14 protein-coding genes and 1 riboswitch are annotated in these 14,903 nt (G+C 61.9%); of the genes, 10 read left to right on the forward strand and 4 right to left on the reverse strand.

What is annotated here, in order from left to right; translation table 11 throughout:
• Positions 1-46 precede the first annotated feature (46 nt).
• Complete coding sequence (locus tag H6B15_RS07020) at positions 47-601, reverse strand: hypothetical protein (protein ID WP_204647284.1); 555 nt, start codon at positions 599-601, stop codon at positions 47-49.
• Positions 602-1,005: 404 nt separating this feature from the next.
• Between H6B15_RS07020 and H6B15_RS07025 the strand changes: the two genes are divergently transcribed.
• The 8 genes from H6B15_RS07025 (at position 1,006) to H6B15_RS07060 (ending at position 10,377) form a co-directional block, all read left to right on the forward strand.
• Complete coding sequence (locus H6B15_RS07025) at positions 1,006-2,196, forward strand: dihydroorotase (RefSeq protein WP_204647285.1); 1,191 nt, start codon at positions 1,006-1,008, stop codon at positions 2,194-2,196.
• 14 nt (positions 2,197-2,210) lie between these two features.
• Positions 2,211-3,077: an orotidine-5'-phosphate decarboxylase gene (gene pyrF / locus H6B15_RS07030; protein WP_204647286.1), complete on the forward strand. Its 867-nt coding sequence runs from the start codon at positions 2,211-2,213 to the stop codon at positions 3,075-3,077.
• Positions 3,058-3,843, forward strand: coding sequence for a dihydroorotate dehydrogenase electron transfer subunit (locus H6B15_RS07035; protein WP_204647287.1), 786 nt, complete (start codon positions 3,058-3,060; stop codon positions 3,841-3,843). The genes pyrF and H6B15_RS07035 overlap by 20 nt, the downstream gene beginning before the upstream one ends.
• Positions 3,836-4,753: a dihydroorotate dehydrogenase gene (locus H6B15_RS07040; RefSeq protein ID WP_430661834.1), complete on the forward strand. Its 918-nt coding sequence runs from the start codon at positions 3,836-3,838 to the stop codon at positions 4,751-4,753. Before H6B15_RS07035 ends, H6B15_RS07040 begins: the two co-directional genes overlap by 8 nt.
• 143 nt (positions 4,754-4,896) lie before the next feature.
• The gene (pyrE, locus tag H6B15_RS07045) at positions 4,897-5,493 is read left to right on the forward strand and encodes an orotate phosphoribosyltransferase (RefSeq protein WP_204647289.1); all 597 of its coding nucleotides are present in this window, start codon (positions 4,897-4,899) and stop codon (positions 5,491-5,493) included.
• A 21-nt stretch (positions 5,494-5,514) separates the two neighbouring features.
• Positions 5,515-6,645 carry a glutamine-hydrolyzing carbamoyl-phosphate synthase small subunit gene (carA, locus tag H6B15_RS07050; protein WP_204647290.1) on the forward strand — a complete coding sequence of 377 codons (1,131 nt, stop codon included), beginning with the start codon at positions 5,515-5,517 and terminating at the stop codon, positions 6,643-6,645.
• A 2-nt stretch (positions 6,646-6,647) separates the two neighbouring features.
• Positions 6,648-9,887, forward strand: a complete 3,240-nt coding sequence (gene carB / locus H6B15_RS07055) for a carbamoyl-phosphate synthase large subunit (RefSeq protein ID WP_204647291.1) — start codon at positions 6,648-6,650, stop codon at positions 9,885-9,887.
• A 214-nt stretch (positions 9,888-10,101) separates the two neighbouring features.
• Entirely contained in the window at positions 10,102-10,377 is a 276-nt protein-coding gene (locus H6B15_RS07060) for an HU family DNA-binding protein (RefSeq protein WP_204647292.1), read from the forward strand.
• Positions 10,378-10,508: 131 nt separating this feature from the next.
• Here H6B15_RS07060 and H6B15_RS07065 read toward each other — a convergent pair whose 3' ends face one another.
• The 3 genes from H6B15_RS07065 to H6B15_RS07075 all read right to left on the reverse strand — a co-directional run bounded on the left by H6B15_RS07065 (position 10,509) and on the right by H6B15_RS07075 (position 12,246).
• Positions 10,509-11,171, reverse strand: coding sequence for a hypothetical protein (locus tag H6B15_RS07065; protein ID WP_204647293.1), 663 nt, complete (start codon positions 11,169-11,171; stop codon positions 10,509-10,511).
• A 32-nt stretch (positions 11,172-11,203) separates the two neighbouring features.
• Positions 11,204-11,605: a hypothetical protein gene (locus H6B15_RS07070; protein WP_204647294.1), complete on the reverse strand. Its 402-nt coding sequence runs from the start codon at positions 11,603-11,605 to the stop codon at positions 11,204-11,206.
• Positions 11,606-11,682: 77 nt separating this feature from the next.
• On the reverse strand, positions 11,683-12,246 hold the full coding sequence (locus H6B15_RS07075; protein ID WP_204647295.1) for a TetR/AcrR family transcriptional regulator: 564 nt from the start codon (positions 12,244-12,246) through the stop codon (positions 11,683-11,685).
• A gap of 149 nt (positions 12,247-12,395) precedes the next feature.
• A riboswitch (THF riboswitch) is annotated at positions 12,396-12,490 on the forward strand.
• A 129-nt stretch (positions 12,491-12,619) separates the two neighbouring features.
• Here H6B15_RS07075 and H6B15_RS07080 point away from each other — a divergent pair.
• Both H6B15_RS07080 and H6B15_RS07085 read left to right on the forward strand, forming a co-directional pair.
• Positions 12,620-13,189, forward strand: a complete 570-nt coding sequence (locus tag H6B15_RS07080; RefSeq protein WP_204647296.1) for a folate family ECF transporter S component — start codon at positions 12,620-12,622, stop codon at positions 13,187-13,189.
• A gap of 346 nt (positions 13,190-13,535) precedes the next feature.
• Positions 13,536-14,864: a BMP family ABC transporter substrate-binding protein gene (locus tag H6B15_RS07085; protein ID WP_204647297.1), complete on the forward strand. Its 1,329-nt coding sequence runs from the start codon at positions 13,536-13,538 to the stop codon at positions 14,862-14,864.
• Positions 14,865-14,903 lie beyond the last annotated feature (39 nt).

Consider the following 14,903-nt stretch of genomic DNA (forward strand, 5'->3'; position numbering starts at 1 on the left):
CCGGCAACGGACGGCGGGGTTTTTGTGTATCAATCCGTAAAGTACGTTACAGGGGGCGGCACAGGGCCAGCACCTGCCGGCGGATGGCTTCGGTGACGGCCGGGGCATTTCTGTCCGCCAGGGAATGACCTACCCCCTCGCACACCAGGCAGGGAATGCCCCGCTCCCGGCAGAAATTACGCACCCGGTGCCAGTCAATGTACCGGTCGTTGGTGCCCACCGCCATGCCCAGCACCTGGTCCCCGGGCCGGGTCAGGTCCAGGGTTTCGGGCAGGGGCGTCAGGGGCAGCATCCGGGGATGCAGGCCCAGGTCGGCGGCGCAGCGGGCCGCCGCCACCGTGCCCATACTCTTGGAGAAGAAGACCAGGTCGTCACAATGCACCAGATCCACCCCCGCCAGCTGTGCCAGGGCGGCGGCCTCCACCCGGTCAAAGGCTTCGGCAAAGGTGTCGATTCGGGCAAATGGAATGGCGGAAAAATCCAGGGGCAGAACCTCGTACCCCAGCTCTTTCCAGCGCAGGATGCCGTCGGCCAGCAGTCCGGTGGCACAGGTGTACCCTCTGCCGGGAAAAACCACCACCAGTTTGCGGGATTCGGACATACAAAACAGCTCCTTTTTTTGGCCGGCAAGGGCACCGGTCGGGGTTTTCTTCATCCTACCACCTGCCGGGGGCACCGTCAACTGTCCGCCTTTGTCATATTGCCCAAAAAGCTGTGCACAACGGCCCCCAAAGACGGCGGCCGGGGCGGGCCCCTTTGCCTTGACAGGGGGGCGGGGCCGTGGTAGAATAAGAAAAATTATGCGAAACCCCCGCAAGGAATGTCAGAAAAAGGAGGCACAGTCATGCAGTTCCGCTCGGCCCGAATGTCCAGCGCTCTGAATTTTGACGGTGCCGTGTTTTTTCCCGACACCGCGTGCGGGCGGTTCTTTTGACTTTTCCTCCATTGGGGAAAAGTTTTTTTTTGCCCAAACGGGCCCAAAACCACCAAATGGGAGGCTGTATCATGCTGATCCGCAATGCCAAGGATGCCAACGGCAGTGTCTGTGATGTCTGGGTCAAAGACGGCAAGATCGCGGCGCTGGGCGTCGGACTGCCCGCCGACCTGGACGCCGAGGTCATCGACGCCGCCGGGCTGACCATCCTGCCCGCTTTCATCGACACCCACTGCCACTGGCGCACCCCCGGCCTGGAATACAAGGAGGACATCGCCACCGGTTCCGCCGCGGCCGCCGCGGGCGGGTACACCTTCGTCAACCTGATGCCCAACACCAAGCCGGTGTGCTCCACCCCGGAGATCGTCTACGCGGTGCAGAACAAGGCCAAGGAGATCGGCCTGTGCGATGCCAACCAGACCGTGTCCATCACCAAGGACTTTGACGGCAAGACCATCGACCATCTGCTGACCCTGCCCGAGGACATCCGCTTCATCACCGAGGACGGCAACGGCGTCATGGACAACGCGGTCATGGCCCGGGTCTTTGCCATCGCCACCGAGCGGGGCCTTACCGTCATGTCCCACGCCGAGGACCGGGAGATCAGCCCCTGGGACTACCGCCTGGCCGAAAACATCGAGACGGTGCGCAACTGCCACCTGGCCGAGTACTACGGCACCCGGCTGCACATGTGCCACGTCTCCACCGCCGAGGCGGTGGACGCGGTGCGCCAGAGCCGCCGCAAGGGCGCCCGGGTCTCCTGCGAGGTCACCCCGCACCACCTGTGGTTCGACGACAAGCGCCTGCAATATAAGGTGAACCCGCCCATCCGCACCGACAAGGACGTGAAAGCCCTGGTGGAGGCCATCAAGGACGGCACCGTCACCTGCATCGGCACCGACCACGCCCCCCACACCGCCGAGGAAAAGGCAAAGGGCGCCGCGGGCATGGTGGGGCTGGAAACCGCCTTTGCCGCCTGCTACACCAAGCTCTGCCGCATGGAGGGCCTGCCCCTGGAACTGCTGAGCTTCCTCATGAGCGCCGGCCCCGCCGCCGTAATGGGCCTGGCCGACCGAAAGGGTCTGCTGTGCCCCGGCTACGACGCCGACCTGGTGCTGGTGGACATCGACCATATGTATACCGTGCACGCCGACAAGCTGCACAGCAAGAGCAAAAATACCCCCTTCGACGGCGAAAACCTGTACGGCCGCATCAAGATGACCGTCAAGGGCGGCAAGATCACCTATCGGAGCGAAGAGTAAGGAGGCAAATTCCCATGACCAATATGGATAAACTGTATGCCAGCGTGGCCGCCAACGGTCCCGTCTGCGTGGGCCTGGACACCGAACTGAGCTACCTGCCCGAATCCGCCGTGGATTCCACCAAGACGGCGGGGGAGAACGTGGTGGCCTACAACCGCGCCCTGATCGACGCCACCAAGTCCGCCGCGGGCTGCTACAAGGTGCAGATCGCCTACTATGAATCCCTGGGCCTGGACGGTATGCGCGCCTACGCCGAAACCCTGCGCATGGTGCGGGAGACCGGCCTGCCGGTCATCGCCGACATCAAGCGCGGCGACATTGCCAAGACCGCCGAAATGTATGCCAAGGCCCATTTCACTGGCGACTTCGAAGCCGACCTGATCACCCTGGCCCCCTACATGGGCCTGGATTCCATCAGCCCCTATCTGCCTTACTGCAAGGACCAGGGCAAGGGCGTGTTTGTGCTCTGCCGCACCTCCAACCCCGGCGCCAAGGACTTTGAATACCAGAAACTGGCCGACGGCCGCCACGTCTACGACCTGGTGGGGGACAGCATCTCCGCCCTGGGCCAGGACTACATGGGCGAAACCGGCTACACCAGCCTGGGCCTGGTCATCGGCGGCACCCACACCGAGGAAGCTTCCGCCATCCGGGCCGCCTATAAAAACACCTTCTTCCTGATCCCCGGCTACGGTGCCCAGGGCGGCAAGGCCGCCGACATCGCCCGCTACCTGAACAAGGGCAACGGCGGTGTGGTCAATTCCAGCCGCGGCATCCTGCTGGCCTGGAAGAAGCAGCCCGGTGTGGATTACGCCGAGGCCGCCTATAATGAATGTGTCCGCATGAGGGAGGATATCCAGAGTGAGTGCGATAAACTGTAAGGTCAGTGTGCTGGCACAGGAAACGGTGGCGCCGGACATCCGCCGCCTGACCGTGTCCTGGGAGGATCAGCGCCCGGAATTCATGCCCCACGCAGGCCAGTTCTATATGCTGCGCTGCTGGGCGGCCGATGAGGCCCCCGTGCTCTCCCGCCCCATCAGCGTCCACGATGCGAGTACGGAGCATGATACCATCACCTTTTTGTATCAGGTCAAGGGCCAGGGCACCGAGAAGCTGGCCGCCCTGAAGTCAGGGGACACCCTGTCCCTCACCGGCCCCTGCGGCAACGGCTTTGATGTGGCCGCAGCCGCCAAGAGCGGCACCGGCCGGGTGGCCGTGGTGGGCGGCGGCATCGGCACCGCGCCCCTGCTGCTCCTCTGCAAGGAGCTGGCCGCCGCCGGCGCCAAGCCGGAACTGTATGTGGGCTTCCGGGATGAGCCCTACGGGCTGGAAGAATTCCTGCCCTACTGCGCCGCTGTCAGCGTAGCCACCGATTCCGGTGCTGTGGGCTACCACGGCCTGGTCACCGGCATTCTGCATCCCGAAAACTTCGACCTGGTCCTGGCCTGCGGCCCCAACGTGATGATGAAAGGTGTGTACAAGCTCTGTGCGGAGCACAACACCCCCTGCATCGTCAGCCTGGAACGCAAGATGGCCTGCGGCCTGGGTGCCTGCCTGGGCTGCACCTGCATGACCAAGGTGGGACCGCGCACCGTCTGCAAGGACGGCCCGGTCTTTGCTGCTGAGGAGGTGTTTGACCTTGACTAATGTGGATCTGCATGTGGACCTGCTGGGTAAGCGTCTGGCCAGCCCGGTCATTGCGGCCTCCGGCACCTTCGGCTTCGGCCCCGAGTACGCCGACATCCAGGACCTGCGGGTTCTGGGCGGCATCTCCGGCAAGGGCCTGACCCTCAACGGCCAGCCCGGTAACCCCGGCGAGCGCCTGTACGAGACCCCCTCCGGCCTGATGAACTCCATCGGCCTGCAGAACCCTGGCGTGGCCCACTTCATCGAGCATGAACTGCCCGCCATGAAGACCCTGGGCACCACCGTCTGGGCCAACCTGGGCGGCCACACCATCGAGGAGAACGTGGAAGGCGTCCGGATGCTGTGCGAGGCGGGCATCGACTTCCTGGAACTGAACATCAGCTGTCCCAACGTCAAGCAGGGCGGTTTGGCCTTCGGCATCCGTGCCGCCGACGCTTCCGAGGTGGTGGCGGCGGTGCGCAAGGTCTGCACCGTGCCCCTGGTGGTCAAGCTCAGCCCCCAGGCCGAGAACCTGACCGAGATGTGCAAGGCGGTGGAAGCCGCCGGCGCCGACGGCATCAGCCTGTGCAACACCTTCCAGGCCTGCGCCATTGACCTGGAGCGCCGCAAGCCGGTGTTCGCCAACACTTTCGCGGGGCTTTCCGGCCCGGCGGTGCGCCCCATTGCCCTGCGCATGGTCTGGCAGGCGGTGGGCGCCGTGAACATCCCGGTCATCGGGCTGGGCGGCATCACCACCGGCAAGGACGCCCTGGAATTCATCATGGCCGGTGCTGCCGCCGTGCAGGTGGGCACCGCCAACTTCCTGGATCCCTGCGCCTGCACCCGCATCGTGGCCGAAATGGCCGACTGGATGCAGGCCCACGGGGTGCACAGCCTGGACGAGATCCGCGGCTGTGCCCGGGCAAACTGAATTTTTATGCAATAGCGTTGCAATATTATGCAAACGGTGCTATCATAATACGCAAGAATGGAAAAGAGCGGCAACCTGGGCCCGCAACGGCCGGTGCCGCCTCAAAACAGGTATACGGAAACACAAGTATGGAGGGTTCAACGATGGCAAGAGATGCAAAAGAAATTCTGAAGGAATGCGGCGCTTTTCTGGAAGGTCACTTCCTTCTGTCCAGCGGCCGCCACTCCGGGGCTTACTGCCAGATGGCCTATCTGCAGCAGTACCCGGACAAGTGCGCCGAGGTCATGGCTCCGGTGGCCGAAAAGCTGAAGGAGATGGATGTGGACCTGTTCGTGGGTCCCGCCATGGGCGGCATCGTCTATGCCTATGAGCTGGGCCGTCAGTGCGGCAAGCCCGCCATCTTCACCGAGCGCGTGGACAACGTCATGACCCTCAAGCGCTTCCAGATCAAGCCCGGCACCCGCTGCATCATCGCCGAAGACGTGGTCACCACCGGCGTGTCCAGCCTGGAAACCAAGCGGGTCATTGAGGAAGCCGGCGGCATCTGCCTGGGCATCGTCTGCGTGGTGGACCGCACCACCGCCGCTGCGCCCTCTCCCATTCCCATCCTGGCCAGCGCCCTGAAGCTGGAACTGCCCAACTACGCGCCTGACGAATGCCCCATCTGCAAGGAAGGCAAACTGCCCCTGGTTCACCTGGGCAGCCGCAAGATGAAGGAACAGGCAAAGCAGAAGCTGTAATTTTTTGAAGCGAGGCAAACTATGCAGGCATATCTGATTTTGGCAAACGGGACGGTGCTCACCGGCAAAAGCATCGGCGCCGAAGGCACCACCGTGGGCGAGGTCGTGTTCGCCACCGGCATGGTCGGCTTTCAGGAAACCCTGACCGACCCCAGCTACTACGGCCAGATCATCACCCAGACCTACCCGCTGATCGGCAACTACGGCATGAACAGCGAAGATATGGAAAGTTCCCGCATCTGGGCGCGGGGGTACATCGTGCGCGAAGCCTGCACGGCCCCCAGCAACTTCCGCTGCGAGATGACCCTGGACACTTTCCTGAAAAAGAACAACATCATCGGCATTGAGGGCATCGACACCCGCAGCCTGACCCGTACTCTGCGGGAGAGCGGCGTCATGAACGGCGCCATCACCACCGAGTTCGACCCCAAGGCCGAGCCGGAAAAGCTGGCCGAACTCATGCCCGCCATTCAGGGCTATGCGGTCACCCAGGCGGTGAAAACCACCACCTGTGCCCAGCCCAAGACCTTTGAACCCACCGCCGACCCCAAGGACGGCGGTCCGGTGCTCCATGTGGCCCTGCTGGACCTGGGCTGCAAGAACAACATCGTGCGCTGCCTGCAGAAGCGGGGCTGCCGCGTCACCGTTCTGCCCGGCACCACCACCCCCGAGGAGCTGGCCGCCCTCAAGCCGGACGGTCTGATGCTGTCCAACGGCCCCGGCGATCCGGCGGAAAACACCGAGATCATCTCGAACATCCGCAAGATGCTGGACACCGGCATCCCGGCTTTCGGCATCTGCCTGGGCCATCAGCTCACCGCCCTGGCCGCCGGCGCCAAGACCAGCAAGATGAAGTACGGCCACCGTGGTGCCAACCAGCCGGTCACCGACTTTGCCACCGGCCGCACCTTCATCACCAGCCAGAACCACGGCTATGCCGTGCTGGGCGGCACCCTGCCCGAAGGTGTGGGCCGGGTGAGCCATGTGAACGCCAACGACAAGACCTGCGAGGGCGTGGAATACCTGCAGTGGAACTGCTTCACCGTGCAGTTCCACCCCGAGGCCAGCGGCGGTCCCCGGGACACCGAGTTCCTGTTTGACCGGTTCATCCAGAACATCCGCCGCATCAATCGTGTTAAAGGAGGGCTGTAAGAATGCCGAAAGACCCGAAAATCAAGAAGGTAATGGTCATCGGCTCCGGCCCCATCATCATCGGCCAGGCCGCCGAATTCGACTATTCCGGTACCCAGGCCTGCCGCGCGCTGAAGAGCGAGGGCATTGAGACGGTGCTGGTCAACTCCAACCCGGCCACCATTATGACCGATCCCGACATCGCCGACCATGTGTATATCGAGCCCCTCACCGCCGAGGTGGTGGAGCGCATCATCGAGAAGGAAAAGCCCGACGCCATCCTGCCCAACCTGGGCGGCCAGATGGGCCTGAACCTGTCCATGGAACTGGCCCGCAGCGGCTTCCTGGACCGTTCCGGCGTGCGGCTGCTGGCCTGCCGTCCGGACACCATCGATCGCGCCGAGGACCGCCAGCTGTTCAAGGACACCATGGAGAAGCTGCACCAGCCCATCGTGCCTTCCAAGGTGGTGGAAGAGCTGGAGGACGCCGTGGAATATGCCGCCACCATCGGCTACCCGGTCATCGTCCGTCCCGCCTTCACCATGGGCGGCACCGGCGGCGGCATCTGCGAGGACGAGGAGAAGCTGCGGGAAATCGCCACCAACGGCCTGCGCCTGTCGCCCATCACCCAGATCCTGGTGGAAAAGTGCATCGCCGGCTGGAAGGAAATCGAATACGAGGTCATGCGTGACTCCAAGGGCAACGTGATCACCGTCTGCAACATGGAGAACCTGGACCCCGTGGGCGTGCACACCGGCGATTCCATCGTCGTGGCCCCCAGCCAGACCCTGTCCGACAAGGAATACCAGATGCTGCGCACCGCCGCCCTGGACATCATCACCGAGCTGGGCATCGAAGGCGGCTGCAACTGCCAGTTTGCCCTCAAGCCGGACAGCTTTGAATACGCGGTCATCGAGGTCAACCCCCGTGTGTCCCGTTCTTCCGCCCTGGCCTCCAAGGCCACCGGCTATCCCATCGCCAAGGTGGCCACCAAGATCGCCCTGGGCTACACCCTGGACGAGATCACCAACGATGTCACCGGCGAGACCTGTGCCTGCTTCGAGCCCGCCCTGGACTACGTGGTGGTCAAGTATCCCAAGTGGCCCTTTGACAAGTTCGTCTATGCGGACAAGTCCCTGGGCACCCAGATGATGGCCACCGGCGAAGTCATGGCCATCGGCAACAACTTCGAGCACGCCATGATGAAGGCGGTCTCCTCCATCGAGCTGGGCCTGGACACCCTGACCCTGCCCGATTTCGAGAAGCTCTCCACCGAGGAGATCATCGAGCACCTGCATGTGCAGGACTCCGAGCGCGCCTTCTGTGTCTATGAAGCCCTCAAGCGGGGTGTGGACCACAAGGTCATCTACGACATCACCAAGATCGACTGGTGGTTCCTGGACAAGATGCAGCACCTGGCCAACCTGGAAATGGGCCTGAAGCAGGGCGAGCTCACCCGCGAAAAGTATCTGGAAGCCAAAAAGTACGGCTTCCTGGACAAGACCATCCTGCGCCTGTCCGGCGCTTCCGAACTGCCGGTGAAGGACCTGCACGCCGGCTTCAAGATGGTGGATACCTGCGCCGCGGAATTTGCCGCCCGCACCCCCTACTTCTACTCCACCTACGACGAGGACAACGAGGCCGCCGGCTTCATCGCCGACCACAGCGATAAGACCCGCAAGAAGGTGCTGGTCTTCGGTTCCGGCCCCATCCGCATCGGCCAGGGCATCGAATTCGACTACTGCTCGGTCCACGCGGTGTGGACGCTGAAAAAGCATGGCTGCGAGGCCATTCTGGTCAACAACAACCCCGAGACCGTCTCCACCGACTTCGACACCGGCGACCGTCTGTACTTCGACCCCCTGAACCCCGAGAGCGTGGACAACGTCATCGCCACCGAGAAGCCCGACGCCTGCCTGGTGCAGTTCGGCGGCCAGACCGCCATCAAGCTGGCCAAGCATATGGATGACATCGGCCTGCCCATCCTGGGCACCCCCGCCGACGCCATCGACGAGGCCGAGGACCGGGAACGCTTTGACGAGCTGCTGGAGCGCTGCGGCATCCCCCGTCCCGAGGGCCGTACCGTCTTCACCCTGGACGAAGCCCTCAAGGCCGCCGAGGAGGTGGGCTATCCCGTTCTTATGCGTCCGTCCTACGTGCTGGGCGGCCAGAACATGATCGTGGCCTACAACTCCGCCGACGTGGTGGAGTACATGGGCGTCATCACCGCCCACGTGGATATGTCCCACCCCGTGCTGATGGACAAGTACATCTACGGCACCGAGTGCGAAGTGGATGCTATCTGCGACGGCGAGGATTACCTGGTGCCTGGCATCATGGAGCAGATCGAGCGTACCGGTGTGCATTCCGGCGACTCCATCTGCGTCTACCCGCCCTACGATTTCCCCCAGAGCGTCATTGATACCCTGGTGGATTACACCGGCCGTTTCGCCCGGGAACTGAAGGTGGTGGGCCTGGTCAACGTGCAGTATGCGGTGCAGGACGGCAAGGTCTATGTCATCGAGGTCAACCCCCGTTCCTCCCGTACCGTGCCCTATATCAGCAAGGTCACCGGCGTGCCCATGGTGGATTTGGCCGTGCGCTGCACCCTGGGCGAAAAGCTCAAGGATATGGGCTACGGCACCGGCCTGTGGCGCGGCGGCCAGAGCCCCTACTACGCGGTCAAGGTGCCGGTGTACAGCTTCCTGAAGCTGCACGGCGTGGATACCATGCTGGGCCCCGAGATGAAGTCCACTGGTGAGGTGCTGGGCATTGCCCCCACCTTCCACGAAGCCATGATGAAGGGCCTGGTGGCTGCCGGCTACCAGTTCAAGACCCCCGGCCCCGGTTCCTGCGTCATCATCTCGGTGAAGGACGCGGACAAGAAGGAAGCTTCCGAACTGGCCTGGAAACTGCATGATTACGGCTACAAGATCTACGGCACCCCCGGCACCGCCCGGTACCTGAACAGCCAGATGATCCCCTGCAGCGTGGTGCGCCAGGTCAGCGGCGAACGTCCCAATGCCATCGACCTGCTGGAAAGCGGTCTGGTGGATTATATCATCTCCACCAGCCCCCACGGCCGTGACCCCCACCGGGATTCGGTCAAGTTCCGCCGCAAGGCCACCGAGCTTTCCATCCCCTGCATCACCGCCCTGGACACTGCCCGGGTGCTGGTGGACGCGCTGCGCGGCGACCACGACATCAGCAAGATGGAACTGGTGGATATTGCCACTTTGCACCGGGATCCTTTGGCAAAATAAAACACAATTTTCCCAATCCGACAAAGTTTGCGGTGCCATGGTCGGTGCTTTTTATCACAATTGACAATTTTTGTTTGCGGGTCCTCGTTTTTTGCAAAATCTCTTGATTCTGCGCCATATTTTTCATATAATTGGTAGCGACAATTTAAACGGATGCCCGCTGCGGGGCAGGGAAAGCCCGCAGGTGGTCCGATGAAACAGGAGATAAAAGCAAATGACAAGATCGCAGTTGATTACCAAAGTTGCCAACGATTCCGGTCTGAGCGCTGCCCAGGTCGAAAAGGTCATGGATGGTATTTTCGGTACCATCGGTGACGTGCTCCGCGATGGAGAAAAGGTCACCATCGCCGGTTTTGGTCGCTTTGAGATGCGTGAGCGCCAGACCAAGAACTTCACCAACCCCAAGACCAAGGTCACCAGCCAGCTCAAGCCCACCGCCATTCCGGGCTTCAAGGCCAGCGGCCGTCTGAAGGAAAAGGTTGCGAAGTAAACAAACCTCAAAAGGCCCCGTCCTCTCAGGACGGGGCCTTTTTGGTACAATAGGCGCAAAGGCCGCCCGGCAGGGGACAGCGTCCCGCCTGGGCGGCCTTTTCATCTGGGAGGTCAGGCCGGAAGCGAGGCTCAGGCCTCGGCCTTCATGGCCCGCCAGCCGATGACCACCGTCCACACATAGGCGCAGGTTTTGGGGATCATCAGCATGCCGATCATGGGCACGGCATCCGCCCACAGCACCACCGGAATGTAGAAGGCAAAGCTCAGCACAATGGTCAGCCACATCCAGCGGAACGCCTTGTCCCCGTGGTCCCCGGCACTGCGGTAGAACAGCAGGATGATGACGATGCCCAGGGCCGCAAAGGGCAGGTTGCGCCAGATCCCCCAGATCAGGGGTGCATCGGTACTCAGCCAGCGGTTCTGGGGCATCATGCACAGCCCGACGCGCAACGCCGCCAGCACCCACACCAGGGCAGTCAGGCCCCGGCGCCCGCTGACGGCATACCGCAGCCGCCACACATAGTACAGCAGCACATAGAACACCGTCATGGTGATGGAGGTGATCCATTTGCCCGCGCCCAGGGCCACGGTGTAGTTTTCCAGCCCGGTGGTGCACAAAGCCACCGCCCGGGGCACCAGATGAAAGGCATCGCCGGCCCCCAGCACCACCGCCATGGCGCCGAACAGCCGGAACTGGGCCCGGCCACCGCACTCCCGCAGCATCCGGATGCCCAGGGTCAGTACCGTGACCAGATATACAATGTCAAAACCTGTTTCCATAATTGCCTGCATGATACGCAGCCTCCTTTGTTATGCCTGCGGGTTTAGGGCCCGCACAAACCGGTATCCGAACAAGAGCCCGCCAGCAGCAGGGCTGCGCCCAGGCCGGTATAAAACACCGCGATGAATCCCTGGGGGGCCAGCCCCGATGCCCGCAGCCCGATGCCGCCGGTCATCATCACCGCCATGATGGCGAAGGAGGGAACATCGAAAAAATTCAGGAAAAACTTCCGTTCCTGTTCATACCCAAGGATGCGGGCGGTGTGCTTGTGTACCAGCCGGGTGAAGACAAACCGGCGGAACACTTCAAACACCACCACCGACAGCAAAAGGTTGAGCAGGGTTGTCCGGCCGGGATAGCAGGACAATCCGATGCGCAGAATGTTGAAACCTGCCGCCGCCCACACCAGGCAGGCCAGCAGCAGAAGGGTGGATTTCTTGACCATGGGAAGACTCCTTTTTATAATGGTGAACATTGTTCATTTTGGGGCCAAAAAGAACCCGCGCAGGCGGGGGCTTGGATTCAGTACAGGGTCCGGCGTGTCAGTTCCAGGGCGGCGGAAGGGTCATAATCCTCCCGCAGCATGGCGCAGAACATCATGGAAAACAGCACTTCGGCATACTGTTCGGCGCTCAGGGCACCGTCCAGGGCACCGGGACGCACCTTGGGGTCGGCCCGCAGCATCCGGCACAGCTCCCGGGGAATGTGCCGCCAGGTCTGCTGCATCAGCCGTTTGCCCTCGGTCTTGCTCATCCCGGCAAAACTGGCAGAATGCAGGTTGAAGAAACCGGGGTAGTGCTCGGCGCCGTAGGCCATCCGCTCATACAGCCAGGCAATGCAGGCCAGGGTATCCGCAAAGGGCGGGTCCTGGGCGGGGGGCTGAAAAATCTCCGCCCACACACTTTCCACCGTGGCGGCCACCAGTTCGGCCTTGTTGGAAAAATAATTGTAGATGGATCCGATGGACACCCCGCAGGCGTTGGCCACCGTGCGGATGCCGATGGCGTCCCAGCCGCGCGCCCGGATCAGGCTGCGGCTGGCCTGCAGGATCTCCTGCCGGGAAGTAACCACTGTATTCAATCGCATCACCTCAATCTGAACAATGTTCACTATAACGCTGCCGCGTCTGTTTGTCAAGCCCGGGCAGGGGAGAGGGGCATCCTCGCCTTCTGCCTATTGCAAAAACCCGGCGCGGGTGTATAATAGGGGACGTATGCCGGCATGCATTGCCGGCAGGCAGAGTAGGAGCCCGCGCGTTAAGTGCCTGACCAACGGGGAGTTGTGGCAGGACGAAGCTTTGTGCGCGGTGCGGGTTCCGCATCCCACTGCTGCACACGGACAGAGCGCTGCCGCAGAAGGGAACTTACGCGAACCTTTTGCGTGGGTGCTCTTTTGTTTTGCCCAAAAGGGGGCGCGCGGCCCGGGTGCGGCCCAGCCTGTGTAAGGAGGGCAAAAAACCATGACCCAGCACACACTTTCCACCCGAAGCAGCCTGTATGACCGGCTGTTTGTCCAGGCCGTGCAGGAACTGCACAATCCCCGCACCCTGGCCACCGCCGCCGTGTTGTCGGCCCTGCACCTGATCCTGAACCAGTTTACCATCCCGGTATCCGGCCTGTTGGAAGTCGGCTTTGACTTTCTGGCCACCGCCGCCATGGGCTACCTGTGCGGCCCCTGGGTGGCGGGGCTTTCCGGCATTGTCACCGATCTGTTCGGCTACGTCCTGCGCCCCAACGGCCCCTATTTTCCCGGCTGGACCCTCAGCGCCATCCTGGCGGGGATCCTGTACGGGATGTGGTACTACCGCCGCCCGGTCAAACTGTGGCGGGTTATGGCCTGCAAGGCCATGGCGGTGGTGCTGTTCAACTTCCTGCTCACCCCGCTGTGGCTGCACTTCCTGTACGGGCAGGCCTTTGTGGTGCTCAGCAGCCTGCGTTTTGTGAAAAATATCATCAAATTCCCCATTGATGTGGCCCTGCTTCTGCTGGTGCTCAAGACCTGCGAAGCCTACCGTGCCCGACAGCGATGATGCCTGTGACTTCTCTTTCCGGCCGGCGCCTCTTGGGCGCCGGCCGGTTGCCATTTTCGGGCAGAAGACTCCGACTGTCCTTGCAGGCGATACGGATGCCCATGTCTCAATAACGAAAAAGTCGTACTTTTGATAAAAAATGTTGTGCGTTTTTTCCAGAGCGACGCGAAAAAAATGACGTTAAAGATTACACATTCACAGTTTTTTTACAATTGTCCCGAAAGTTATTGAAAATCCGCGGCAAGGTGTCTACAATGAACAAGTAAGGGCGGCATGCCGATTCGGCGCGCCGCATGTTTCATTTTGTTTTGCTTGCAACAAACAATGAAAGAAGGAGTACCATTTTATGAAAAAATTGCTCGGCATTCTGATGGCCGGTGCCATGATGCTGTCTCTGGCAGCCTGCGGCTCCACCGGCAGTGAAGCCGCCTCCACCGGCAGCAGCGCCAACACCGCCGAAGCCGCCACGGCCGCTTCCTCTGCCTCCACCGATCTGAAGGTCGGCGTCATCCTCGTCGGCGACGAGACCGAAGGCTACAGCGCCGCCCACATCAACGGCATCAAGGAAGCCGCCGCCGAAGTCGGTCTGCCTGAAGATCAGATCATCTGGAAATACAAGGTCCCCGAAAGCGCCGAATGCTCCGACGCCGCCGAAGACCTGGTGGGCCAGGGCTGCGATCTGGTCATTGCCAACTCCTACGGTCACCAGACCTACCTGGTGGAAACCGCCGAGAAGTATCCCGACACCACCTTTGTTTCCATGACCGGCGACTTTGCCGCCATCAGCGGTCTGGATAACTTCAAGAACGCCTTCACCTCCGTGTACCAGTCCCGCTACGTCTCCGGCGTGGTGGCCGGCATGAAGCTGAAGGAACTGGTGGACAGCGGTACGCTGACCCCGGAAACTCAGCCCAACTCCTTCGATGCTGACGGCAACGTCAAGATCGGCTACGTGGGCGCCTTCCCCTATGCGGAAGTCATCTCCGGCTACACCGCCTTCTACCTGGGCGTCAAGAGCGTGTTCCCCACCGTCACCATGGAAGTCATGTACACCAACTCCTGGTTCGACATCGATAAGGAAGGCGCTGCCGCCGAAGCCCTGATCGCCAACGGTGCGGTCATCATCGGCCAGCACGCCGACTCCACCGGTGCTCCCGCCGCCACCCAGCGTCTGAAGGATGCCGGCACCATCTGCTATTCTGTGGGTTACAACATCGATATGCTGGACACCGCTCCCACGGCTGCCCTGACCTCCGCCACCAACGTGTGGAAGGTCTACTACGCCGAACTGTTCACCGCGGCCATGAACGGGGAAGAAATTCCCACCGACTGGGCCAAGGGCTATGAGGACGGCGCCGTTGCCATCACCGATCTGGGCCCCGAATGCGCCGAAGGCACTGCCGACAAGGTGGCCGAAGTGGAAGCCGCTCTGAAGGACGGCACCCTGCATGTGTTTGACACCTCCACCTTCACCGTGGACGGCCAGACCGTGACCAGCGCTCCTGTGGACCTGAGCTACTATGACTACTCCACCGGCGAGGCTGTGGCCGTGTACCAGGGCGAGACCAAGGAAGCCATCCATGACGGCTACTTTGATGAAAGCACCCTGCGCAGCGCCCCCTACTTCATGCTGCACATCGACGGCATCGTGGAGGACAGCGACCCGGTTGCGTAAACCAGTTTGAACATGAATTTTCGGGAGGGAAGCTCACGC

The organism is Gemmiger formicilis (genome assembly GCF_016900095.1).
In the GTDB taxonomy this organism is placed as follows: Bacteria; Bacillota; Clostridia; order Oscillospirales; family Ruminococcaceae; genus Gemmiger; species Gemmiger formicilis_A.